Raw genomic sequence first — 22,880 nt, forward strand, 5'->3', positions numbered from 1 at the left:
CCGTGTCGAAGCGCGGCCGACGGGAGCCGGGCTGGTCGATCGCTCGGATTTCGTGGCGCGAGTGGCTCGGCCTCGCGGCCGGGCTGCTCGCCCTCGGGTCGTTGTTCCTGCCGTGGACCCAACTGAGTTCCGCGCATCCCGAGGTGAGTGCCGCACTGGCGGAACTGCCGGACGCGGACATCCACCGCTCGGTGTGGCGGACGACGTTCCTCGCTTGGCTGGCGCCGCTGCTGGTGGCCCTCGCGGGGGGCTGCGTGGTGGTGCTCGGGCAGCGGCCCGCGTTGCGGGTGGCGGGCCTGCCGCACGTGTGGGTGGTGGCCGCCTCGGTGGCTGCGTGCGCGACGGCCCTGACGTGGGCGTTCATCGACTGGGAGTTCGGCGAGGAACAGTACGCCTTCCTGGCCGAGAGCGGGGTGGCCGTGCAAGCCGCTCCGGGGCGGTACCTCGCCGCCGTGGCGGTGCTGGTGTCGCTCGTGGCGGCCGTGCTGGACGTCCGCGCGGGGGTCAGTCGCGACCGGAACCGGAGGAAGGCTGCCGCACGATGACGACCACGCGGTCGTCGCTGGAGATCGGTTCGCCGCCGTCCTTGTTGACCGTGCCCGCGACGGCGACGTCGCCCGTCACCTGGGCGAGGCTGCCGAGCCGCCCGTAGGTGACGCCGTCCTCCCCGTCCAGCGTGACCTGCGGTTCGCCGCCGATCGAGCCGTCCTCCGTCAACGGCAGGTTCTGCATGTTGCCCGACTCCTCGGTGGAGACGGCGAGCATGTCGGTCCAGTCGGCGCACCCGCTGACGCCGGGCTTGTCCTTCCAGGTCCAGGCGGGCACGGAGAGATCCTCACCCGCCTCGATCCGGTACACCGCGTCGTGTTCGTCGGCCTGGTCGGTGCCCCACAGGCGGGAGCCGTCGGCGGTGCCGCACAGGCCTCCGGGAGCGTGCAGTCCGCTCGCGTAGACGGCGGAGTCGGCTTTCGGATTGCCCTTCGCGGGTCCCCCCGCGGGGTCGATGCGCAGCACTTTCCCGGCCAGTGAGGCGGGATCGGCGGCTGCCGTCGCCTTCCCCGCGTCGCCGGTGGCCACCAGCAGCGCCCCGTCGGGTCCGGAAAGCAGCGCACCCCGGTTGTTGGTCGCCCCCTTCGGGATGCCGGTGAGGACGGGCTTGGGGTCCCGTCCCTGCGCGAAACGCACCACCCGGTTGTCCTCCGACGTGGTGATGTAGGCGAAGACGAGACCGTCCTCGGCGTACGTGGGGGAGAGCGCGAGCCCGGTCAGACCGCCGTCGCCGGTGGCCTCCACGTCCAGCTTCGCGACCTCGCGTGGCTCACCGTCGGTACCGACGAGGAACACCCGGCCACTGCGTCGCTCGCCCGCGAGGACGGTCACGGCGGACCCGTCGGACGGCAACGGTGCCACGGCCGACACCGTGTCCAGGCAGGTGGCGATGACGGCCTTGTCGTAGTCGGTGCACCCTTCGGGCGGAGGGACGGGGGTCTCCGACGTCGACGGCCCTCTGGGAGTGGGGGCCTCGTCGACCTCGGGAAGTTCCGGTTGCGGTGCCGCCTCCGCCGTGAGTTCCGGGGCGTCGTGCCAGTCGGTGGCGGCGGTCGAGTCGTCGAACCGTGCGCAACCGGCGGGTAGTGCGGCCACAGCGGCCAGGACCGCTATCGGCCATGAGCGTCTCGGACCCCTGCGCACAATGGCCCAGCCTAGGCGGGGCGAGGTGAACTTCGGGTAAGTGGGGCGCGGCGCATCGGCCACGATGGGGGAGTGACCATCACCGTTCTCGTTCCCCACGACGACGGCGTGACCGCGCTGTCGGAGGTGCCGGGTGTGCGGGCCGTGCGCTACGACGTCGACTCCCTCGCCGAGGGGGTGCCCGCAGAGGCCGCCGAGGCCGAAGTGCTCGTCCCCGGTGCCAAGCCCGCCGCGTTGCTGCCGTTGCTCGACGCCATGCCGAGGCTGCGATTGATCCAACTGCTCTCGGCCGGCGCCGAGGACTGGATCGACCGGGTGCCCGACGGCGTGCTGCTGTCCACCTGCCGGGGTGCCCACGGAGGGAGTACCGCCGAGTGGGTCCTGGCCGTCCTGCTTTCCCTCTATCGGGGGCTTCCGGAGTTCGCGCGGGCCCAGCGGGAGCGGACGTGGAGCCCGAGCACCTCCCGCACCTTGCAGGGCAGCAGGGTCCTCGTGGTGGGGGCCGGTGACGTCGGCCGGGAGGTACGGCGCAGGCTCGTTCCGTTCGACGCGTGGGTCACGATGGTGGGCTTCACGCCCCGCGAGGGCGTCCACGGGGCCGAGGAACTGCCGGAGCTGTTGCCCGACGCCGACGTGGTGGTGCTGGTGACGCCGCTGACGTCACGGACGCGGGGGATGGTGGACGCCGCGTTCCTCGCCGCCATGTCCGACGGTGCGGTGCTCGTCAACGCCTCCCGAGGCCCGGTCGTGGACACCGACGCGCTCCTGGCCGAACTCACCGCGGGCCGATTGAGCGCGGCCCTGGACGTCACAGATCCGGAACCGCTGCCTCCCGACCACCCGTTGTGGACCGCGCCGAACGTGCTCATCACCCCGCACGTCGGTGGAGCCGTTCGTGACGCGCGGCGTCGCTCGTACCGGGTGGCGGCCGCCGAGATCGAGCGCTACGTGCGCGGGGAGCTGCCCAACAACCTGGTGCAGGGCGAGTACTGACCTCGGCCCGGTGACGACCGGAGGCGGTCTCCTCCGGTGCGGACGTCGGTGTCGTAGGGCGTCGTCGTGACGTCAGTGGCCGCCCACCGACGTCACGACGACCCAGTGCTCGTACTCCTCTTCGGACACCGAGACGATCGGGCTGCCCGTCGGTGAGGCGGAGACGAACTCGAACGTCGTCGTGTGCTCCCGGAGGACGGGGAGGAAGCCCCCGTGCTCGGGCGGGCGGGCGAGAAGCCACGGCAGGGTTGAGGCGCCGGGGCCGGTGAGGCAGATCAGGCACGCGCCGTCGTCGTCGAACAGGCCGACGTCGCGGCCCGTGTCCCGCCACGCCTGCTCGGTCCGTTCCGACACGTCGTCGGCCTCGGAGTCGATGCGGACCGCGGGAGCCACGCCCCCCGAGGCCGCGGCCTTGATCGCCGCCAGCGGCGTGACGCCGGAGGCCTCCTCGATCTCCCCGAACACCGTGAATCCCGCCGCCCGAAGGATCGCGATCCGGCCGGCCGGGGTCACCTTGCCCGCCATGCTGTCGTCCCCCTGTTCGCTCAGGACGGCGGTGCGACGCCGTGGAACACGTGGTGGCTTACGTCGCCGGAGGCAGAGGCGGCACCAGTGCCGTGCGTCCCCCGGTGACATCGGTGAGATCTCCGATGTGACGTGCTCACGTGGGCTCGGTTGCCGAAAAGGGCAACATCGTGGCCGGGCGTTACTCTACGCTGCCCGCCCATGACGATTCACGACAACGACGGATTCGACGCCCCGACGACCGCGTTTCCGACCGCCGCTTTCGACAGCAGCGGCTTCACGACGTCGGAGGCGCTCGTGGACGACTCCGAGCCCGCACGCCCCGTCGAGTCGATGCACGGAGGAGTCGACTTCGGGCTCTTCGTCGTCCGGCTCGCGGTCGGCGGACTCGTGATCGCCCACGGATTGCAGAAGCTGGGCCTGCTCGGGGGCCCCGGCATCGACGGCTTCGCGCAGGCACTCACGGCGATGGGGTTCAGCGACCAGACGACGCTGCTCGCGTGGGTCACCGCACTGGCGGAAGTGGGGGGTGGCGCGTTGCTGGTGCTGGGACTGTTCACGCCGTTCGGCGCGGCGGCAGTGCTCGGCGTGCTCGCCAACGCCGTCTACGTCAAGTTCGAAAACGGGTTCTTCGCAGCGACGGGTGGGTTCGAGTTCGACCTGTTGATCGCGCTGATCGCGTTCGCGTTGCTCTTCACCGGTGCGGGCCGCGTGTCGATCGACAAGAACACCCCGTGGCGGCGCAAGCCGTGGCCGCTCGGGCTGGTCTCGCTGGTGATCGCCGCCGGGCTGACGACGGCCGTCGTCGTGCTGTTCCGGTGAGGGCGTGGGGGCGAGCGGCGAACCGCATCGCCCCCACGCCGTCGATCACTTGTCGGGGTCGCGCACCGCTCCGGTGTCGGCCGAGGTGGCCATCCGCGCGTAGGCGCGCAACGCGGCGGGGACGGGCCGGTCGCGGTCGACGGGTTGCCACGGTCGTTCCGAGGCCTCCATCTTGGCTCGGCGTTCGGCGAGCACGTCGGCGTCGACGAGCAGTTCGAGCTTGCGCTCGTGGATGTCGATGAGGATCTGGTCGCCGTTCTCGACGAGGCCGATGGTGCCGCCCGCGGCAGCCTCGGGGGAGATGTGGCCCACGGAGATGCCCGAGGTGCCGCCCGAGAATCGGCCGTCGGTGATGAGCGCGCACACCTTGCCGAGTCCGGCTCCCTTGAGGAACGCCGTCGGGTGCAGCATCTCCTGCATCCCCGGCCCACCCGCGGGGCCCTCGTAGCGGACGACGATGACCTCGCCCGGCTGTACTTCCTTGTTCAGGATCGCCGAGACGGCCTGCTCCTGACTCTCCACGACGCGGGCGGGTCCCTGGAAGCGCCACAGTTCCTCGTCGACACCGGCCGACTTGATCACGGCGCCGTTCTCGGCGAGGTTCCCGCGCAGCACGGTGAGGCCACCGCTGGCGGTGTAGGCGTGCGCGACGTCCCGGATGCAGCCCTTCTCGGCGTCGGTGTCGAGTGAGGACCACCGGTTCGACGTCGAGAACGCCTCCGTGGTGCGCACTCCACCCGGCGCGGCGTGGAACAACTCCAGCGCGCGTTCGGACGGCGACTTGCCTCGGATGTCCCACGTGGACAGCCACTCCTCCAGGGAGGAGGAGTGCACGGCGTGTACGTCGGTGTTGAGGAACCCACCCCGGTGCAACTCGCCGAGGATGGCGGGAATGCCGCCCGCCCGGTGCACGTCCTCCATGTGGTAGTCGGAGTTCGGTGACACTTTGGACAGGCAGGGGACCTCGCGACCGATCCGGTCGATGTCGTCGAGGGTGAAGTCGATCTCGCCTTCCCGCGCGGCGGCGAGGATGTGCAGGACGGTGTTGGTGGAGCCACCCATCGCCATGTCGAGCGCCATCGCGTTCTCGAAAGCCTGCTTGGTGGCGATGGAGCGGGGCAGCACGGAGTCGTCGTCCTCGCCGTACCACCGCTTGGCGAGCTCCACGACGGTTCGGCCCGCCTCGACGAACAGTTCCCGGCGCGCCGCGTGAGTGGCCAGAGTGGACCCGTTGCCCGGCAGGGAGAGGCCCAGCGCCTCGGTGAGGCAGTTCATCGAGTTGGCGGTGAACATGCCCGAACACGAGCCGCACGTCGGGCAGGCCGACTGTTCGACGAGCGACAGTCCTTTGTCGTCGACGGACGAGTTGGCCGAGGCCGAGATCGCGGTGATGAGGTCGGTGGGAGCGTGGGCGACGCCGTCGACCACCACCGCCTTGCCGGCCTCCATCGGGCCACCGGAGACGAAGACCGTGGGGATGTTGAGCCGCATGGCGGCGTTGAGCATCCCCGGCGTGATCTTGTCGCAGTTCGAGATGCATACCAACGCGTCGGCCCGGTGCGCGTTGACCATGTACTCGACCGAGTCGGCGATGATCTCGCGGGAGGGCAGCGAGTAGAGCATGCCGCTGTGTCCCATGGCGATGCCGTCGTCCACCGCGATGGTGTGGAACTCGCGGGGGACGCCCCCGGCCTCGCGCACCGCCTCGGCGACGACCTCACCGAGATCCTTGAGGTGTACGTGCCCCGGCACGAACTGGGTGTAGGAGTTGGCGATCGCGACGATGGGCTTGCCGAAGTCGCTGTCGGTCATGCCGGTCGCGCGCCACAGGGAGCGGGCTCCCGCGGCGTTGCGGCCGTGGGTCGTGGTTCGGGAACGCAGAGCAGGCATGGGCAAACTGTACGCCCGGCTCGGACGCCCGAAACCGCCGGTCGCTGCTCGTCACCGGCCTTCGGTGTCGTCGGAGCGTTCGGTCGTCGCCTCCGCGTCGGACCGGTTCCCGGCCTCTCGGCCGGCCTGCCCGTCCGTCTTCGGCTCGGCGGAATCCGTTTCCTCGGCAGAGTCGAGGACGCCCGAGGGATCGGGCACCCGGCCCTCGCTGACCAGCGACAGCACGGGCAGGTGCCGGGTGCGCACGGAGGGCAACGGCACGGTGGTGTCGTCGGTGAGCACCGCGACCACCGTGGACTTCGGGGTGATGGTGAAGCCCTTGATCGCGTCCCACGGCACGTCGCGGGTGCCGAGCAGGGTACGCACGGTGAGGCCCTCGCGCGTGGCCGTCGTGCGGGTCCTGACGATCCACACCGCCAGCACGATGGGCACGAGCAGCAGCACCAGCAGGTACGGCAGTGCGGCCGCGAACGGGAACATGCACATGAACAGCATCAGCACGCCGATCAGCGCGGTTCCCGGAACTCGGAACACCGCCCTGTGCCCGCGTTCGCGGGTGTCGGTGTCGGTACCGGTGTCGGCGTTGTCGTCGCGTCGTGTCGCTGTCATGGTCGTGTCCTGCTCTCCATCCGCCACTCCACGATGGTGCACCGCAGGTCGGAGGCCGGGCCACTCGGGGGCTTCCGATTGTTGAAGGGTCCAGTATCCGGGATCACTGTCCCGCAGAGTTGACACTTCTCGCCGTGGACCATTAACGTCATCAGCGTGACACCGCAGATTGTTCTCGTACTTCCCCAGCGCGTCGACGCGTAGGGGATTCTCTGCGTCGACGCGCGGCCCTCGTGCGACCACACCTGGTCGGCGGGGGTTTTTTGTTGCGCTGACGACGTGGACGTGACCTCCCCGCCCGCGAAGACGACCGAAAAGCCCTGACCAGACAACCGGACGAACCCACGAGGCGAGAACCGATGACCAGCGCCACCTCGCGATCGGACACGACCGCCGGGTCGACCCCGAACCCGGCGTCACCCGCCAACTCTGGCCCCCGCCCCAAACCGGCCCCACCCGCAGGAACACCCGTTCGGGTGACGGGCGCGCAGTCTCTAGTCAGGTCACTCGAGGCCGTCGGAGTAGAGGTGGTCTTCGGCATTCCGGGTGGCACGATCCTTCCGGCGTACGACCCGCTCCTCGACTCCGCCAAGGTCCGGCACATCCTCGTGCGGCACGAGCAGGGCGCGGGACACGCGGCGACCGGATACGCGCAGGCCACCGGAAAGGTGGGCGTGTGCATGGCGACGTCCGGCCCCGGAGCGACCAACCTGGTGACGCCGCTTGCGGACGCCTACATGGACTCGGTGCCGGTGGTGGCCATCACCGGGCAGCAGACCCGGACGCTGATCGGCTCGGACGCGTTCCAGGAAGCCGACATCTGCGGCATCACCATGCCCATCACCAAGCACAACTTCCTCGTCACCGAGCCCGCCGACATCCCGAGGGTGATCGCCGAGGCGTTCCATCTGGCGGGCACCGGCCGTCCCGGTCCCGTGCTGGTGGACATCCCCAAGGACGTGCTGCAGGAGACGACGTCGTTCGTGTGGCCGCCCGAGATGCGCCTGCCGGGATACCGGCCCACCCTGCGCCCGCACGGCAAGCAGGTCAGGGAAGCGGCCCGTCTCATCACGCGGGCGAAGCGACCCGTGTTCTACGTCGGTGGCGGGGTGATCAAGGCCGGTGCGTCCGAGCAGTTGCGGGAGCTGGCCGAGCTCACCGGGATCCCCGTGGTGACCACCTTGATGGCACGTGGCGCGTTCCCCGACTCCCACCCTCAGCACCTGGGGATGCCGGGCATGCACGGCTCGGTGGCGGCGGTCGCGGCGATGCAGCGCGCGGACCTGCTCGTGGCGCTGGGCGCGCGGTTCGACGACCGGGTGACGGGCAAGCTGGAGTCGTTCGCGCCCGACGCCACGGTGGTGCACGCCGACATCGACCCCGCGGAGATCTCCAAGAACCGCAAGGCCGACGTGCCGATCGTGGGTGACTGCGCCGAGATCATCACGGAGCTGATCGCGGCGGTGAAGAACGAGACGGCCGAGGCCGAACCGGCGGATCTGTCCGCGTGGTGGCTGCAGCTCAACTCGTGGCGGGACACGTTCCCCGCGGGCTACGAGTGGCCCTCCGACGGCACCCTCGCCCCGCAGTACGTCATCGAGCGCATCGGGAAACTCGTGGGACCCGACGCCATTTACGCGGCCGGGGTGGGACAGCACCAGATGTGGGCGGCCCAGTTCATCTCCTACGAGCATCCGCGGTCGTGGATCAACTCGGGGGGCCTCGGCACGATGGGCTTCGCCGTGCCCGCGGCGATGGGTGCCCAGTTCGGCAGGCCCGACAAGCAGGTGTGGGCCATCGACGGCGACGGCTGTTTCCAGATGACCAACCAGGAACTCGCCACCTGCGCCATCGAGGGCGCGCCCATCAAGGTGGCCGTCATCAACAACGGCAACCTCGGCATGGTGCGGCAGTGGCAGAACCTCTTCTACTCGGAGCGGTACTCGAACACCGACCTCGGTACGCACAAGCACCGCATCCCGGACTTCGCGCTGCTGGCCGAGGCGCTCGGCTGCGCGGGGCTGCGCTGTGAGAGCAAGGACGCCGTCGACGACACCATCCGCAGGGCCATGGAGATCAACGACCGTCCGGTCGTGATCGACTTCGTGGTGGGCAAGGACGCGCAGGTGTGGCCGATGGTGGCCGCGGGCACGAGCAATGACGAGATCATGGCGGCGCGAGGAATCCGGCCGCTGTTCGACGAGGACGAGGTGTCGCAGTGAGGTTTCCGCGTACCGAGGAAGGAAAGGAGCGGAAACGCTCATGAGCCACCACACTCTCAGTGTTCTGGTCGAGAACGTGCCCGGCGTGCTCGCCAGGGTCTCCGGCCTGTTCTCCCGCCGTGGTTTCAACATCGAATCCCTCGCCGTGGGACCCACGGAGAACCCCGAGGTCTCCCGGATGACGATCGTGGTCGCTGTCGATCAGCAGCCACTCGAACAGGTGACCAAGCAGCTCAACAAGCTCGTCAACGTCATCAAGATCGTGGAACTCAACCCTGCCCAGTCGGTGCAGCGGGAACTGCTGCTCGTGAAGGTCAGGGCCGATGCCACGGTGCGTAGCCAGGTGCTGGAGACCGTGCAGTTGTTCCGGGCGAAGGTCGTCGACGTTTCGCCGGAAGCGCTGACGATCGAGGCCACCGGCACCGCCGACAAGATCAACGCACTGCTGCGCATGCTGGAGCCCTACGGCGTGCGTGAGCTCGTGAAGTCGGGAATGGTCGCGGTGGGGCGGGGCGCCCGCTCGATCACGGCGACGGCGACCCGCTGACGCCCGCCCAACCGAAGTGAAAGGAAGTACCACCCCTCATGTCAGTTGAGATCTTCTACGACGCCGACGCCGACCTCGGAATCATCCAGGGCCGCAAGGTCGCCGTGATCGGATACGGCAGCCAGGGCCACGCGCACGCGCTCAGCCTGCGGGACTCCGGTGTCGACGTCCGCATCGGGCTTCCCGAGGGGTCGAAGTCGCGAGCCAAGGCCGAGGAGGAGGGGCTGCGGGTCCTCACGACGGCGGAGGCGGCCGCCGAGGCGGACCTGATCATGATCCTCACGCCCGACACGAAGCAGCGCGCGATCTACGAGCAGGACATCGCACCGAACCTCAAGGACGGCGATGCGCTGTTCTTCGGCCACGGCTTCAACATCCGCTACGGCCTCATCAAGCCGCCCGCCAATGTGGACGTCGCGATGGTGGCGCCCAAGGGGCCGGGCCACCTGGTGCGCAGGCAGTTCGTGGACGGCAAGGGCGTGCCGTGTCTCATCGCGGTGGAGCAGGACCCGAGCGGCAACGCGCAGGCGCTGGCGCTGTCGTACGCGGCGGCCATCGGAGGTGCCAGGGCGGGCGTCATCAAGACGACGTTCCGCGAGGAGACCGAGACCGACCTCTTCGGTGAGCAGGCCGTGCTGTGCGGTGGCGCCTCCGCGCTCGTGCAGGCCGGTTTCGACGTGCTGACCGAGGCCGGTTACGCGCCGGAGATCGCCTACTTCGAGGTGCTGCACGAGCTGAAGCTGATCGTCGACCTCATGTACGAGGGCGGGATCGCGCGCATGCGGTACTCGATCTCCGACACCGCGGAGTACGGCGACCTCACGCGCGGTCCACGGGTGATCACGCCCGAGGTCAAGGAGAACATGAAGGCGATCCTTCGGGAGATCCAGGACGGCACGTTCGCCAAGGAATGGGTCACCGAGGACGAGCAGGGTCGCCCGAACTTCGCCAAGCTCCAGGCGGCCGGCGCGAAGCACCCGATCGAGGAGACCGGTCGCAAGCTGCGCGGCCTGATGTCGTGGGTGGACCGGCCGATCACCGAGACGGCCTGATCCGTACGGACATCGGGTTCCCCGGGAAAGCGTCGCCGTTCTCGGGGAACCCGGTCCGTTCCTCGTGACCACGGATCGCCGGATGCCCTACCGTGCCCCCATGAAGAACGCTTCTTCCGTCGTCGACGACAAATCCGGCGTCCGTGACGAACTCGACCTCTCCTCCGCGCGGTGGCGGCGTCTTCCCGGAGACGCCGGGGACGCCGTGGAGTACGCCTTCATACCCCACACCGACGGCGTGACGTACATGGCCCTGCGTCAGGCCTTCGAGGGCAACGACACCGTGCTGGTTTTCACGCCGTCCGAATGGGACGCCTTCCTGCTCGGCGTCAGGGACGGCGAGTTCGACCGTCCGTAGCCGATTTTCGCACTGTTCGAGACGAACCGAACACCCCGGAGTATTCGCGGGTGACCGCATCCGGACCGCGTTTTTCTCCTCAAGACGCATTGCGGTGACGGGGTCGTCCGGGACTAGACTTCCTGCTTCGAGGGCACAGTGTCGTGGCCTGTCGGTAAGCGTCTGGGAACGGCCCCAAACCTCTGAGACGAAAGGCGCATCGTGAGCAATTCCAGCCAGCCCGTCGTTCTCCTCGCCGAGAAACTTGCCCCGTCCGCGGTCGAGGTATTCGGCGACGAGGTCGAGGTCCGGCACGTGGACGGCACCGACCGTCCCGCGCTGCTGCAGGCGGTGAAGGAGGCCGACGCGCTCCTGGTGCGATCCGCCACCAAGGTCGACAAGGAGGTTCTCTCCGCGGCCCCGAAGCTGAAGGTCGTCGCGCGAGCGGGAGTCGGTCTCGACAACGTCGACGTCCCCACCGCCACCGAGCGCGGGGTGCTGGTGGTCAACGCGCCGACGTCGAACATCGTCTCGGCGGCCGAGCACGCCATCGCCCTGCTGCTGGCCGTGGCCCGCCGGGTGCCCGCGGCCGACCAGAGCCTGCGGGGTGGGGAGTGGAAGCGCAGTGCCTACACGGGGGTGGAGCTGTCCGGCAAGACCATCGGTGTGGTGGGCTTCGGCAAGATCGGGCAGCTCGTGGCCGCGCGGCTCGCCGCGTTCGACACCAAGTTGCTCGCCTACGACCCCTACGTCTCGGCCGCGCGAGCGGCGCAGCTGGGTGTCGAGCTGGTGTCGTTGGACGAGTTGTTGGAGCGCTCCGACGCCATCACCATCCACCTGCCCAAGACCCCCGAGACCAAGGGACTCATCGACGCCGCCGCGCTGGCGAAGGTCAAGCCGGGCGTGCTGGTGGTGAACGCCGCTCGGGGCGGCCTGATCGACGAGAACGCGCTCGCGGAGGCCCTGCGCGAGGGACGTGTCGGTGGCGCGGGCATCGACGTGTTCGCCGAGGAGCCCACGACGTCGAGCCCGCTGTTCGAGCTGCCCAACGTCGTCGTCACCCCGCATCTGGGCGCCTCGACCCGCGAGGCGCAGGACCGGGCGGGCACCGACGTGGCCCGGTCGACGTTGCTGGCGCTGCGCGGTGACTTCGTGCCGGACGCCGTCAACGTCGCGAGCGGCAAGGTCAGCGAGGAGGTCCGGCCGTACCTGTCGCTCACCCAGAAGCTCGGCACCGTGCTCTCCGCGTTCAGCACCAAGCCTCCGGCGTCGGTGTCCGTGACGGCGGCCGGGGAACTCGCCAGCGAGGATGTGAGCGTGCTGCAACTGGCCGCGCTGCGCGGGGTCTTCGCCGGCGTGGTGGAGGACCAGGTGACGTTCGTGAACGCTCCCCGGCTCGCGGAGGAACTCGGCGTCCAGGTGAGCGTGTCCACCGAGCCCGAGAGCCAGAACTACCGCAGCCAGGTCACCGTGCGCGTCGTACACGGCGACGGCAGCTCGCACTCCGTCTCCGGTGCCGTGACGGGCAAGGACGAGGTCCCCAAGCTGATCGAGGTCAACGGCAGGCACTTCGACATCCGCGCCGAGGGCCACATGCTGCTGCTGGAGTACCCCGACCGGCCGGGCATCATGGGCCGGGTCGGCACCCTGCTCGGCGAGGCCGGCATCAACATCGAGGCCGCGCAGATCAGCCAGACCACCGACCGTTCCGACGCCGTGATGCTGCTGCGGGTCGACCGCGCCGTCGGCAGCCACATGCTCGAACCGATCGGTGCCACCGTCGATGCCCGGATGATCCGGGCGCTGAGCTTCGACTGATTCCCCGGACCCGAGAACCGGCTGCCGGTGGCCGATGAGGCCGGGCGGCCGGTTCTCGGACTATGAAAGGCCCGCGACGTGATCGTGAATCGGGGGACGAGTTCGCCGACTACGGGATGATGTGGACGAATCCCGTGGGGTTCGAGGACTCGGCGTGAATCGAGGCCGACCGGGACACTGTGTACGGCTTCGGTGAGAACGCGTCCGCGCGGATTAAGAACGGGGTCGTCGGGCCGAACTCGGCTCGGATTACTACGCCGCGGAGTGAGCCACGGGTTTTCGGTCGGGACGGTGCCGGGCGGGCGAAGCCGTGGGGCGCCGACCGGGCCCGAGGCCCGATGGAGTTCCACTATGGATCGGCACGGGAGTGGAAGGGTGGGGAACCACACCACTTTCGGGTGCCTTTTTCTCCGATTCCCATGACACGATTGAGTGACGAGTGTTTGTCCGGCTGCGGCGTATGGGTGGTCGTGCTTCGACCGATTGGCAACCAACGGTAACCTGCCGTCGCTGGAGTTCGATCGCGGATGGGCTTCCGGGGCGCCGGGTGCCTGACTGACGGAGGTGTGTGGATGCGGCTCGCTGTGATCCCCGGCGACGGGATCGGACCCGAGGTCGTGACCGAAGCGCTGAAGGTGCTTGCCGAGGTTGTCCCGAACGCTGAGATCACCAAGTACGACCTCGGCGCGTCCCGCTGGCACGCCACGGGGGAATTGCTGCCCGAATCGGTGCTGAACGAATTGCGCCAGCACGATGCCATTCTGCTCGGTGCCGTCGGTGATCCGAGCGTGCCGAGCGGCATCCTCGAACGCGGGTTGCTGTTGCGCCTGCGGTTCGAACTCGACCATCACGTCAACCTGCGGCCCGGCCGGCTCTATCCGGGCGTGCGCGGCCCGCTGGCCGACCCCGGTGAGATCGACCTGGTCGTGGTGCGGGAAGGCACCGAGGGTCCGTACGCGGGCAACGGCGGCCTGCTGCGCAAGGACACCGAGCAGGAGATCGCCACGGAGGTCAGCGTCAACACGGCCTTCGGCATCCGCAGGGTGGTGGCCGACGCCTTCGCTCGTGCCGAGCAGCGTCCCCGCAAGCACCTCACGCTCGTCCACAAGACGAACGTCCTCGAACACGCCGGTTCCCTGTGGTCGCGGATCGTCGAGGAGGAGTCGCTGGCGCACCCCGACGTCACCGTGGCGTACTCGCACGTGGACGCCGCGACGATCCACCTCGTCACCGACCCGAGCCGCTTCGACGTCATCGTGACCGACAACCTCTTCGGCGACATCATCACCGACCTCGTGGCCGCGGTCACCGGAGGTATCGGACTCGCCGCGAGCGGCAACCTCGACATCACGCGGCGTAACCCCAGCATGTTCGAGCCCGTGCACGGCAGCGCGCCCGACATCGCGGGCCAGAACCTCGCCGACCCCACCGCGGCTGTGCTGTCGGTGGCGTTGATGCTCGACCACCTGGGCGAGCGGGAGTCCGCGCGCCGTATCGAGGCGTCCGTGGCGTTCGACCTCGCGACTCGCGACCAGAACTCGCCCGGCAGCACCCAGGCCATCGGCGACCGCCTGGCCGCGCTCGTGTCCTCGAACACCCGCCAGGCGAGCTGACCGACCGAGACCGGGCCGTCGTTTCCGGGCCCGGTCTCGGGGTATCCCGCCGCCATGCGTGCTTGGTTGAGGAACCTGCTGGGACGCCGGGAACCCGCGTCGTCCAGTGCGCCGGAGGCCGACGTCGCCGACGACCCCGCGACGGCGCGGACGCGGGCCACGGGCGGCAGGCCGGGGGACGAGCGGGGTGCCAACGCCTCGTCCACCGGTCCCGGTCACAACGACACGTTCGTCGGCAGGATCGAGGGTGACGACCTCGGTTACGCGGGCGAGACGGGGGCCGAGCGGCGTAGCGAGAACTGACACCGTGGACGTTACGAGTCGCCTTCGGGACCCGTCGCCGTGCGGTAGTGGTAGCCGCAGAGTTCGGTGAAGCCGGCGCGCGCGTAGAGGCGCCGGGCCGTGACGTTGTCCCGCTCCACCTGGAGATAGAGGTGGTCGGCATGCCGCGCGGCGGCCCAGCGGGCCAGCGCGGCGACCACCGCACGCGCCGCGCCCTTGCCCCGAGCCTTCGGAAGCGTCGCGATCCCGAACAATCCCGCCCAACCCGTGTCGACGACGGCCCGGCCCACCGCCACCACCTCGCCGTCGCGCACCGCGCGGGCGAACCCGGTAGGTCGTCCCACCCGCTCCAGCAGCGCCCATTCGGCCCGGCGGTCACCGCCGTGCACGGCGTGCCAGGTGTCGAACCACGCTCGTGTCGGCTGCTCGTCCACCACCACCCACGGTGGAGGCGGGCCGAGGCGGCCGGCGACTCGCGCGGTGACGGCCGTCTGCAACGACATGGGACTCTGCTCGCGGTAACCGCGCTCGGCGAGCAGGGAGTCGAGTGAGTCGGGGCACGCCCCCGGAGTGATCTGGAACCGCGCGAGCGTGCCCCGGCGGGCGTAGAACGCCTCCGCCTCCGCGATCCGGGACGTCAGGTCAGAGGCATCCGCGTGGGGAAGTACCGACCGCACCCACCACGCCGCGTCGGCGGCGTCACGTAGCCACCAACCGTCCACGCACCGCACGGTCTCGGCGGGTACCGCGCGGGCCGTTCTCTCCTGCAGCAGGCGCGCCAGTTCGGGCAACGACGGACTCCTCACGAAATGGACTCACGGGCGTGTCGGAGGGTAGTTGTGGCAGGATGTCCGGCGTGACCACCTCTCGCGTGATCATTATCGGCAGGCGCGCCGGGTAGTGCTGAACCAGTCAGCACCCGGCGCGCGGACCTCTCGCATCCTCGGCGAGGGGTCTTTTTTGTTGGTCCGCTAACCCCTTTCGCAAGGAGATCCCGTGAGTCGCACGGAACCCGCAGGAACCCCGCTCGGTGACCGATTCCACCTGTACGACACGACATTGCGCGACGGAGCCCAGCGGGAGGGCATCTCGTACTCCATCACCGACAAGTTGGCCGTGGCGAGGCTGCTCGACGATCTCGGGGTCGGGTTCATCGAGGGAGGCTGGCCCGGCGCGCTGCCGAAGGACACCGAGTTCTTCGCCCGCGCCGCCGCGGGAGAGCTGGAGCTGCGGCACGCGGTGCTCGTCGCGTTCGGCTCCACACGGCGGGCGGGGGTCGCCGTGGCCGACGATCCGCAGGTGCGGGCGCTGCTCGACTCGCAGGCCCCGGTCGTGACGTTGGTGGCGAAGTCGGACGTCCGGCACATCGAGCGGGCGTTGCGTGTGGACGTCGACGAGGCGTGCGCGATGGTGAGCGACACGGTGTCGTTCCTCGTCGGCGAGGGCAGGCGGGTCTTCGTGGATGCCGAGCACTTCTTCGACGGCTACGCACACGACCCGGACACGGCACTGCGGGTACTCGACGCGGCGGGCACGGCGGGCGCCGACGTCGTGGTGCTGTGCGACACCAATGGTGGGCAGCTGCCCCTGGGCATCGCCGAGACCGTGCGGGAGGTGGCCGAACGCACCGGGTTGCGCCTGGGCGTCCACTGCCAGGACGACACGGCGTGCGCCGTGGCCAACACCGTCGCCGCCGTGCAGGCCGGGGTGACCCACGTGCAGTGCACGGCCAACGGGTACGGCGAGCGCGCGGGTAACGCCGACCTGTTCGCGGTGGTGGGGAACCTCGTGGCGAAACTCGGGATGCCGGTGCTGCCACCGTCGCGCATGGCGACGTTGACCCGCACCGCGCACGCGTTGGCCGAGCTGGCCAACATTGCGCCCGACACTCACCAGGCCTACGTCGGTGCTTCGGCGTTCGCGCACAAGGCCGGGCTGCACGCGAGCGCCATCAAGGTCGATCCGTTGCTGTACAACCACATCGACCCGGCGACGGTGGGCAACGACATGCGGGTCCTCGTGACCGAGATGGCGGGACGGGCGAGCCTGGAACTCAAGGGACGGCAGCTCGGCGTCGACTTCGCGGGAAAGCCGGAGGCGTTGGCGGGCGCGCTGAAGAAGGTGAAGGCCCTGGAGGCGGAGGGCTGGTCGTTCGAGGCCGCGGATGCGTCGCTGGAGTTGTTGTTGCGTTCCGAGGCCGATGACCTGCCGGTCGAGGCGCCGTTCCGGCTCGAGTCCTATCGGGTGGTGCTCGAACGCCGCATGGACGGCGACGTCGTGTCGGAGGCCACGGTCAAGGTGCACGTGGGTGGGGAGCGGGTCATCGCGACCGCCGAGGGCAACGGTCCCGTCCACGCGCTGGACGCCGCGTTGCGGCAGGCGTTGCGGGGGCACCTGCCCTGGTTGGACAGTGTGGAGCTGTCCGACTACAAGGTGCGCATCCTCGCGGGCAAGTCGGGCACGGACGCCACCACCCGTGTGCTGGTGGAGTCGAGCGACGGCGACCGGAGCTGGACCACCGTGGGCGTGCACCCGAACATCGTCGAGGCGAGCTGGCTGGCCCTGTGCGACGCGCTCGTGCACAAGTCTCTGGCGCTCTCCCGCTCCTGACCGGTGTGTCCGCAGGCTATGCACTCGTGTCCGCAGGTTATGTACGGGTGTTCGCAGCGCACGACGCGAACACCCGTACGCAGACTGCGGACACGCGTACCCAGCCTGCGGACACGGCTCGGTTAGGATGCTTTCGTGCGTTTGGCTCGGATCGCTCACTCTGAGGGCGTCGCGTTCGTCTCGATCGAGGCCGAAGGCGACAACGACGACGCGGCCCAGGTTCTGGAGATCGCGGACCACCCGTTCGGAAAGCCCAACTACACGGGCAGGCGGTGGCCGCTGGCGGACGTCCGGCTGTTGGCGCCCATCCTGCCGACGAAGGTCATCGCGGTGGGCCGCAACTACGTCAAGCATGCCGAGGAGTTCGGCAACGAGGTCCCGGCCGACCCGATGATCTTTTTGAAGCCGTCGACGAGCGTCATCGGCCCCAACGCGGCCATCAAGCTCCCGCCCGCCTCCTCGCGTGTCGACTTCGAGGGCGAGCTGGCCGTGGTCATCGGCAGGCCCATCAAGAACATCCCCGCCGAGGCGGCTCCCGCCGCGATCCTCGGCTACACGATCGCGAACGACGTCAGCGCGCGCGACCTCCAGGCCGCCGACGGCCAGTGGGGCAGGGCCAAGGGCTTCGACACGTTCTGCCCGCTCGGCCCGTGGATCTCCACGGACGTGGACCCCGCCGACCTGCGGCTTATCTCCGAGGTCGACGGCGTGGTGAAACAGGACGCCCGCACCTCGGAGATGGTGCACAAGGTGAACGACCTCGTGGCGTTCGTGTCGTCGGTGATGACTCTGCTGCCGGGCGACGTGATCCTCACCGGGACGCCCGAGGGCGTGGGGCCCATCGACGAGGGCCAGCAGGTGTCGATCACCGTGGAGGGCATCGGCACCCTCACCAACCCGGTTCAGGCCGCCTGACTCATCGCCGCGCGAACACGGGCGCTCGTTCGGGCCGCGGCCCGACGCCGATGACGAGGGCGGGCACGGTCGACAGCCACGGTGCCCGTCGCAGCAGCGTCGTGAACGATTTCGGCGGCCCCGAGCGCCTGCCCTCCACGGTCGGTGAGACGACCGCTCGGTGCAGTATCTGCTGCAGTCCCTGCACCACCACGGTGGGCAGGAGCCTCCGGTGTCGGACGGCCGCCAGGGTCCGCTCGTCGACACGGCCTCGGCGCAGCGGACCCGCCAGTAGGCGTGCGGCGCCAACGGCGTCCTGCACGGCGAGGTTGATGCCCACCCCGCCCACCGGCGACATCGCGTGTGCCGCGTCGCCGATGCACAGCAGTCCGTCGACGTGCCACCGCTTCAGGCGGTTCAGGCGGACGTCGAGGTGTTTGACCTGATCCATCGTGGTGAGTTCGTCGACGCGGTCGGCGAGTTCGGGCAGCAGCTCGGCGACGTCGCGCCGGAACGCCTCGATGCCGCGTCGGCGCAGGTCCGCGTCCGAACCTTTCTTGTTGATGTAGGCGATCTGGAAGTAGTCCCGCCTGGGGATCAAGACGCCGAACTTCGTGCCGTTCATGCGCGGTCGGAGCCGGTCGACTCCCTCGCCCGGCGCGCGGCTGAGGCGGAACCACCACACGTCCATGGGAACGGGCAGTTCCTTGGGCCGTAGCCCCGCCTGCTCGCGGGCCAGGGACCAGCGTCCGTCGCAGGCCACGGTGAGGTCGGCGAGCAGTGTGTGCGTGGTCCCGTCCTCGGTGCGGTAGCGCACGCCCGTCACCCGGCCCCGTTCCTTGACGAGTTCGGTGACCTCCGAGCGCATGCGTAGCGTGAAGGTGGGTTCCTCGGCCGCCGCGTCGGCGAGCAGGTTCAGAAAGTCCCACTGCGGGGTGATGGCGATGTACGGGTGGGGGTGTCCGAACTTGCCCAGGCGCTTGAGGTCACCGACGACGACCTGACCACCGTCGTCGGTGGGGAAGGCGACTTCGGTGATCTTCGTCTGTGGCAGGCGGGCGAACCGTTCGCCGAGTCCCAGATCGTCGAGGAGACGAATGGTGGAGGGGTGCACGGTGTCGCCCCGGAAGTCCCTCAGGAAGTCGGCGTGTTTCTCCAACACGGTCACGTCGATGCCCGCTCTGGCCAGGAGGAGCCCCAGGACCATCCCGGCGGGGCCGGCGCCGATCACGGCACATCTTGTCCGCTCGCTCATCGCCGCTCCTATATTTCAATCATTGTTGAATAAAATTACGATGCACGAATTCGCGGCCCCCGTCAAGGGAGATACGCTGACAGAGCTATGAGTGAGACGAAGGCTGTACGTGCCCGCTTCTGTCCGTCGCCCACCGGTACCCCGCACGTCGGGCTGATCCGAACGGCGCTGTTCAACTGGGCTTTCGCCCGCCACCACGGCGGCTCTCTCGTGTTCCGTATCGAGGACACCGACGCCGCGCGCGACAGTGAGGAGTCCTACGAGGCGCTGATCGAGGCGCTGCGCTGGCTCGGTCTGGACTGGGACGAGGGTCCCGGTGTCGGCGGCGAGTACGGGCCGTACCGGCAGAGCGAGCGCGGCGACATCTACGCGGAGGTCGCGCGGAAGCTGCTCGAAGCCGGGGAGCTGTACGAAGCCTTCTCCACGAACGAGGAAGTCGAGCAGCGCCGCCGTGAGGCGGGGCAGGACCCGAAGCTGGGCTACGACAACTTCGACCGCGATCTCACCGAGGAGCAGAAGCAGCGCTACCGCGAGGAGGGGCGTACCCCCGTGCTGCGGCTGCGGATGCCGGACGAAGACCTCACGTGGAACGACCTCGTGCGCGGGGAGATCACGTTCAAGGCCGGCACCATCCCCGACCCCGTGCTCGTGCGGGCCAACGGGAAGCCGCTCTACACGCTCACCAACCCGGTCGACGACGCGCTCATGCGCATCACCCACGTGCTGCGGGGAGAGGACCTGCTGCCCTCGACGCCGCGTCAGCTCGCCCTGTACGCCGCGCTGCGACGGATCGGCCTCACCGACTTCACCCCGGAGTTCGGGCACCTGCCCTACGTGATGGGCGAGGGCAACAAGAAGCTGTCCAAACGCGACCCGAAGTCGAACCTGTTCAACTACCGTGAGCAGGGCTTCATCCGGGAGGGTCTGCTCAACTACCTGGCCCTGCTGGGCTGGTCGATCGCCGACGACCGGGACGTCTTCACCGTCGAGGAGCTCGTGGAGGCGTTCCAGATCACCAAGGTCAGCGCCAACCCGGCGCGGTTCGACCCCAAGAAGGCCGAGGCCATCAACGGCACGCACGTGCGCGCGCTGCCCGTCGAGGAGTTCGTCCGGCGCACCGTGCCGTACCTGACCGCGGCGGGAGTGCTGCCCGAGGAGCCCAGCGAGGAGCAGCTGGAGAAGTTCCGCGCCATCGCGCCGCTCGTGCAGGAACGTGTCACCGTCCTGTCGGACGCCGCGAACCTGGTGCGTTTCCTCTTCGTCGACGAGGACGCGTTCGCGCCGGAGGAAGCCGCCGCGGCCAAGGCCCTCGGCCCGGACTCCGAGCCCGTGTTGCGTGCCTCCGTGGAGGCGCTCGAAAAGCTCGACGACTGGCGTGCCGACGCCATCGAGGCGGCGTTGAAGGAGGCCCTCGTGGAGGGGCTGGGGCTCAAGCCGCGCAAGGCGTTCGCCCCCGTGCGGGTCGCTGTGACCGGGCGCACTGTCTCGCCGCCGTTGTACGAGTCGATGGAGCTGCTCGGCCGAGAGATTTCACTCGGGCGGTTGCGTCGAGCGCTGGCAGACCACTGAGCGTAGAGGTCGTTGGGCGAAACGGAGGCTCGTTTATCACCTACTCAGCAGAGTTGGTGAGGCGAAATCTCCCCTAGCCTCGCGGGGGTGGCTTTCGCTCCTGGCTTTCCTTCCGCATCGCACGCTGTCTCGGAACTCGACGGTGCTCCTCCTTGGACACCGCCCGAGCTGAGTTTGGTGTGCCTGGACATCGACGACACACTGATCGACTTCACGGCGGCGGGTCGAAGCTCGCTGGAGAGTCTGATCGGCAGAGCCGACATGTGGCCGCTGTGGGAACGGATCACGGACGATCACGTCGCTCGGGTCGTGGCGGGCGACCTCGCGTACGCCGACATGCACACCACCCGCACCCGTGCGTTCCTCGCCGAGCTCGGTGTGGCCGTCGACGCCGCCCAGGCAGGGGAGTTCGAGCGGCGCCGTAAGGAACGTCTCTGGCGTTCCTTACGGCTGTTCGACGACGTTCTGCCCTGTTTGGAATGGCTTGTGGCCGCCGGGGTGAAATTGGCGGCTGTGACGAATGCCTCAGGCGGGCATCAGCGAGACAAACTCGCCCGCCTCGGGCTCGCGGGTTTTTTCGACCACGTCGCCATCGCAGGCGAAATGGGGGTCGCCAAACCCGATCCTGTGATGTTCCACAAAGTCTGTTCCGCCGTCGGCTGTGATCCGGCTCGCGCCGTGCACGTCGGCGACAAACTGACCACCGACGCCGTCGGTGCGCGGGACGCCGGTCTCGGAGGGGTGTGGCTCGACCGGCGCGGCCGCGACGACGTCGACGTCCCGGCGGGCGTGCACGTCCTGCGCACCCTCTCCCAGCTCCCTGAGCTGCTGGTTTCCGAGTTTGCCCGGCTCGGCGTCCCCGTCCAGCGGTGAAGTAGGGACCCCCCGGTGTGAGGCCGTTTCGGGGCATGCTCTATATTTCTTTCCAGCGGCGCCGATCCGGAGAGATTCGGTGAGGGGCTGCGATGGGGTATGGTGTAATTGGCAGCACGACTGATTCTGGTTCAGTTAGTCTAGGTTCGAGTCCTGGTACCCCAGCGCGAAGCGAAAAAACCGGTCTGGTAAGATTCTCTTCGCAAAGAACGACAAGCCCCCGTCGTCTAGCGGCCTAGGACGCCGGCCTCTCACGCCGGTAGCGTGGGTTCGAATCCCATCGGGGGTACTGGAAAAAGACCCTCTCCGTGATCGTACCGGAGAGGGTCTTTTCCTTTGTCCATCGGCGTGTCCGCAGCTTGTGCACGCGTGTCCTCAGTTCCCGCACGCGTGTTCGCACTTCATGGACGCGCCGCGGCTCGTCGCGTGCTCGTCGCCGGACGAGCCGTCGGCGCCCCTCGCTCGGTCAGAGACGCTCCTGGAGCTCCTGGGCGGCCTGCAGAAGGTCGTCGGCCCACTTCGCACCCGGACGACGTCCTATGCGGTCCACGGGGCCCGACACGGACACCGCCGCCACCACGTTGCCCGCGTTGTCGCGTACCGGAGCCGACACGCTCGCCACGCCGGGTTCCCGCTCCGCGACGCTCTGCGCCCAGCCGCGGCGACGCACCTCCAACAACGTGCGCTCACCGAACACGGCGTCCGCCAACACCGCCTGGCGCGTGTGCGCGTCCGCCCACGCCACCAAGACCTTCGCGCCGGACCCCGCCGTCATCGGCAGTCGGGCACCGACCGGCACCGTGTCCCGCAGGCCACTCGGCGGTTCCGCCGCCGCGACGCACACTCGTACGATGCCGTCCCGGCGGTACAACTGCACGCTCTCGCCCGTCAGGTCCCGCAATTTCGGCAGCACCACGCTCGCCGCGTCGAGCAGCGGATCCACCGTGCCGCCGCCCAGCTCCGCGAGCGCCGGCCCCGGTCGCCACCGGCCGTCCGGGCCTCGCCGCAGCATGCGGTGTACCTCCAACCCCACCGCGAGGCGGTGTGCCGTCGCGCGGGGGAGTCCCGTTCGCGCACACAACTCCGCCAGCCCGCACGGTTGTTCCGCCACTGCGCGCAAGACGGAGACGGCCTTGTCCAGAACGCCGATTCCGCTCTGCTGGACCTGTTCGGCCCCATTGTTGCTAACATCGGGTTGTCCCACGAGGCGATACTACAATCTCGCGATTTGGGAAGTCCACGTTTCACGAAGTGAGTCCGCTCGCTTTCCGAGCGAC

The 22,880-nt window shown here is 69.1% G+C and carries 21 protein-coding genes and 2 tRNA genes; 16 read left to right on the forward strand and 7 right to left on the reverse strand.

Features of this window, described 5'->3' with window-relative positions:
* Positions 1–2: 2 nt before the first annotated feature.
* Entirely contained in the window at positions 3–545 is a 543-nt protein-coding gene (locus SACGLDRAFT_RS04525; RefSeq protein ID WP_005462171.1) for a hypothetical protein, read from the forward strand.
* On the opposite strand, the gene SACGLDRAFT_RS04530 is transcribed toward SACGLDRAFT_RS04525, so the two are convergent.
* Entirely contained in the window at positions 505–1,692 is a 1,188-nt protein-coding gene (locus SACGLDRAFT_RS04530; RefSeq protein WP_040918550.1) for a PQQ-dependent sugar dehydrogenase, read from the reverse strand. The genes SACGLDRAFT_RS04525 and SACGLDRAFT_RS04530 overlap by 41 nt on opposite strands.
* 72 nt (positions 1,693–1,764) lie before the next feature.
* On the opposite strand from SACGLDRAFT_RS04530, the gene SACGLDRAFT_RS04535 reads away from it, so the two are divergent.
* The gene (locus SACGLDRAFT_RS04535; protein ID WP_005462175.1) at positions 1,765–2,685 is read left to right on the forward strand and encodes a 2-hydroxyacid dehydrogenase; all 921 of its coding nucleotides are present in this window, start codon (positions 1,765–1,767) and stop codon (positions 2,683–2,685) included.
* A gap of 72 nt (positions 2,686–2,757) precedes the next feature.
* Here SACGLDRAFT_RS04535 and SACGLDRAFT_RS04540 read toward each other — a convergent pair whose 3' ends face one another.
* Positions 2,758–3,210, reverse strand: coding sequence for a hypothetical protein (locus SACGLDRAFT_RS04540; protein WP_005462177.1), 453 nt, complete (start codon positions 3,208–3,210; stop codon positions 2,758–2,760).
* A gap of 201 nt (positions 3,211–3,411) precedes the next feature.
* Between SACGLDRAFT_RS04540 and SACGLDRAFT_RS04545 the strand changes: the two genes are divergently transcribed.
* Positions 3,412–4,032: a DoxX family protein gene (locus tag SACGLDRAFT_RS04545; protein WP_005462180.1), complete on the forward strand. Its 621-nt coding sequence runs from the start codon at positions 3,412–3,414 to the stop codon at positions 4,030–4,032.
* A 45-nt stretch (positions 4,033–4,077) separates the two neighbouring features.
* Here SACGLDRAFT_RS04545 and ilvD read toward each other — a convergent pair whose 3' ends face one another.
* Positions 4,078–5,922, reverse strand: a complete 1,845-nt coding sequence (gene ilvD, locus SACGLDRAFT_RS04550) for a dihydroxy-acid dehydratase (protein ID WP_005462182.1) — start codon at positions 5,920–5,922, stop codon at positions 4,078–4,080.
* Positions 5,923–5,973: 51 nt separating this feature from the next.
* A complete protein-coding gene (locus SACGLDRAFT_RS04555) occupies positions 5,974–6,531 on the reverse strand; it encodes a PH domain-containing protein (RefSeq protein WP_005462184.1) in 558 nt (185 codons plus the stop codon).
* 359 nt (positions 6,532–6,890) lie between these two features.
* Here SACGLDRAFT_RS04555 and SACGLDRAFT_RS04560 point away from each other — a divergent pair, with 359 nt between their 5' ends.
* The 7 genes from SACGLDRAFT_RS04560 (at position 6,891) to SACGLDRAFT_RS04590 (ending at position 14,423) form a co-directional block, all read left to right on the forward strand.
* Positions 6,891–8,753: an acetolactate synthase large subunit gene (locus SACGLDRAFT_RS04560; protein WP_005462186.1), complete on the forward strand. Its 1,863-nt coding sequence runs from the start codon at positions 6,891–6,893 to the stop codon at positions 8,751–8,753.
* Positions 8,754–8,793: 40 nt separating this feature from the next.
* On the forward strand, positions 8,794–9,300 hold the full coding sequence (gene ilvN / locus SACGLDRAFT_RS04565; protein ID WP_005462187.1) for an acetolactate synthase small subunit: 507 nt from the start codon (positions 8,794–8,796) through the stop codon (positions 9,298–9,300).
* A 38-nt stretch (positions 9,301–9,338) separates the two neighbouring features.
* Entirely contained in the window at positions 9,339–10,352 is a 1,014-nt protein-coding gene (gene ilvC, locus SACGLDRAFT_RS04570) for a ketol-acid reductoisomerase (RefSeq protein WP_005462188.1), read from the forward strand.
* Positions 10,353–10,452: 100 nt separating this feature from the next.
* Positions 10,453–10,710: a DUF397 domain-containing protein gene (locus SACGLDRAFT_RS04575; protein ID WP_040918554.1), complete on the forward strand. Its 258-nt coding sequence runs from the start codon at positions 10,453–10,455 to the stop codon at positions 10,708–10,710.
* Between the two features lie 201 nt (positions 10,711–10,911).
* A complete protein-coding gene (gene serA / locus SACGLDRAFT_RS04580) occupies positions 10,912–12,507 on the forward strand; it encodes a phosphoglycerate dehydrogenase (RefSeq protein WP_005462190.1) in 1,596 nt (531 codons plus the stop codon).
* Positions 12,508–13,079: 572 nt separating this feature from the next.
* Positions 13,080–14,120 (forward strand): 3-isopropylmalate dehydrogenase, encoded by a 1,041-nt coding sequence (locus SACGLDRAFT_RS04585; RefSeq protein ID WP_005462191.1) that lies wholly within the window; start codon positions 13,080–13,082, stop codon positions 14,118–14,120.
* A 54-nt stretch (positions 14,121–14,174) separates the two neighbouring features.
* Positions 14,175–14,423, forward strand: coding sequence for a hypothetical protein (locus SACGLDRAFT_RS04590; RefSeq protein WP_005462192.1), 249 nt, complete (start codon positions 14,175–14,177; stop codon positions 14,421–14,423).
* Between the two features lie 11 nt (positions 14,424–14,434).
* On the opposite strand, the gene SACGLDRAFT_RS04595 is transcribed toward SACGLDRAFT_RS04590, so the two are convergent.
* A complete protein-coding gene (locus SACGLDRAFT_RS04595; protein ID WP_005462193.1) occupies positions 14,435–15,193 on the reverse strand; it encodes a GNAT family N-acetyltransferase in 759 nt (252 codons plus the stop codon).
* Positions 15,194–15,398: 205 nt separating this feature from the next.
* Here SACGLDRAFT_RS04595 and cimA point away from each other — a divergent pair, with 205 nt between their 5' ends.
* Together cimA and SACGLDRAFT_RS04605 are read left to right on the forward strand one after the other, a co-directional pair.
* Complete coding sequence (gene cimA, locus SACGLDRAFT_RS04600) at positions 15,399–17,012, forward strand: citramalate synthase (RefSeq protein WP_005462194.1); 1,614 nt, start codon at positions 15,399–15,401, stop codon at positions 17,010–17,012.
* A gap of 135 nt (positions 17,013–17,147) precedes the next feature.
* Complete coding sequence (locus SACGLDRAFT_RS04605; RefSeq protein ID WP_005462195.1) at positions 17,148–17,927, forward strand: fumarylacetoacetate hydrolase family protein; 780 nt, start codon at positions 17,148–17,150, stop codon at positions 17,925–17,927.
* Between the two features lies 1 nt (position 17,928).
* On the opposite strand, the gene SACGLDRAFT_RS04610 is transcribed toward SACGLDRAFT_RS04605, so the two are convergent.
* Positions 17,929–19,161 carry an FAD-dependent oxidoreductase gene (locus tag SACGLDRAFT_RS04610; protein WP_005462196.1) on the reverse strand — a complete coding sequence of 411 codons (1,233 nt, stop codon included), beginning with the start codon at positions 19,159–19,161 and terminating at the stop codon, positions 17,929–17,931.
* A gap of 87 nt (positions 19,162–19,248) precedes the next feature.
* Here SACGLDRAFT_RS04610 and gltX point away from each other — a divergent pair, with 87 nt between their 5' ends.
* From gltX to SACGLDRAFT_RS04630, 4 genes are all read left to right on the forward strand, one after another.
* On the forward strand, positions 19,249–20,730 hold the full coding sequence (gene gltX, locus SACGLDRAFT_RS04615) for a glutamate--tRNA ligase (RefSeq protein WP_005462197.1): 1,482 nt from the start codon (positions 19,249–19,251) through the stop codon (positions 20,728–20,730).
* 177 nt (positions 20,731–20,907) lie between these two features.
* Positions 20,908–21,603: an HAD family hydrolase gene (locus tag SACGLDRAFT_RS04620; RefSeq protein WP_005462198.1), complete on the forward strand. Its 696-nt coding sequence runs from the start codon at positions 20,908–20,910 to the stop codon at positions 21,601–21,603.
* A gap of 93 nt (positions 21,604–21,696) precedes the next feature.
* Positions 21,697–21,768 (forward strand) — tRNA-Gln (locus SACGLDRAFT_RS04625).
* 51 nt (positions 21,769–21,819) lie between these two features.
* Positions 21,820–21,892 (forward strand) — tRNA-Glu (locus tag SACGLDRAFT_RS04630).
* A 177-nt stretch (positions 21,893–22,069) separates the two neighbouring features.
* Here the strand turns inward: SACGLDRAFT_RS04630 and SACGLDRAFT_RS04635 are convergent.
* Positions 22,070–22,807 carry an IclR family transcriptional regulator gene (locus tag SACGLDRAFT_RS04635; RefSeq protein WP_005462199.1) on the reverse strand — a complete coding sequence of 246 codons (738 nt, stop codon included), beginning with the start codon at positions 22,805–22,807 and terminating at the stop codon, positions 22,070–22,072.
* Positions 22,808–22,880 lie beyond the last annotated feature (73 nt).

It is taken from the genome of Saccharomonospora glauca K62 (assembly GCF_000243395.2).
GTDB classification, from domain to species: Bacteria; Actinomycetota; Actinomycetes; order Mycobacteriales; family Pseudonocardiaceae; genus Saccharomonospora; species Saccharomonospora glauca.

What these genes read in the sequence shown, in the direction of transcription:
- SACGLDRAFT_RS04575 (WP_040918554.1), top strand. Translation starts at nt 10,453, where the DNA reads ATGAAGAACGCTTCTTCCGTCGTCGACGACAAATCCGGCGTCCGTGAC.
- SACGLDRAFT_RS04545 (WP_005462180.1), top strand. Translation starts at nt 3,412, where the DNA reads ATGACGATTCACGACAACGACGGATTCGACGCCCCGACGACCGCGTTT.
- ilvD (WP_005462182.1), bottom strand. Translation starts at nt 5,922, where the DNA reads ATGCCTGCTCTGCGTTCCCGAACCACGACCCACGGCCGCAACGCCGCG.
- ilvN (WP_005462187.1), top strand. Translation starts at nt 8,794, where the DNA reads ATGAGCCACCACACTCTCAGTGTTCTGGTCGAGAACGTGCCCGGCGTG.
- SACGLDRAFT_RS04610 (WP_005462196.1), bottom strand. Translation starts at nt 19,161, where the DNA reads ATGAGCGAGCGGACAAGATGTGCCGTGATCGGCGCCGGCCCCGCCGGG.
- SACGLDRAFT_RS04560 (WP_005462186.1), top strand. Translation starts at nt 6,891, where the DNA reads ATGACCAGCGCCACCTCGCGATCGGACACGACCGCCGGGTCGACCCCG.
- SACGLDRAFT_RS04585 (WP_005462191.1), top strand. Translation starts at nt 13,080, where the DNA reads ATGCGGCTCGCTGTGATCCCCGGCGACGGGATCGGACCCGAGGTCGTG.
- SACGLDRAFT_RS04555 (WP_005462184.1), bottom strand. Translation starts at nt 6,531, where the DNA reads ATGACAGCGACACGACGCGACGACAACGCCGACACCGGTACCGACACC.
- SACGLDRAFT_RS04540 (WP_005462177.1), bottom strand. Translation starts at nt 3,210, where the DNA reads ATGGCGGGCAAGGTGACCCCGGCCGGCCGGATCGCGATCCTTCGGGCG.
- gltX (WP_005462197.1), top strand. Translation starts at nt 19,249, where the DNA reads ATGAGTGAGACGAAGGCTGTACGTGCCCGCTTCTGTCCGTCGCCCACC.
- ilvC (WP_005462188.1), top strand. Translation starts at nt 9,339, where the DNA reads ATGTCAGTTGAGATCTTCTACGACGCCGACGCCGACCTCGGAATCATC.
- SACGLDRAFT_RS04590 (WP_005462192.1), top strand. Translation starts at nt 14,175, where the DNA reads ATGCGTGCTTGGTTGAGGAACCTGCTGGGACGCCGGGAACCCGCGTCG.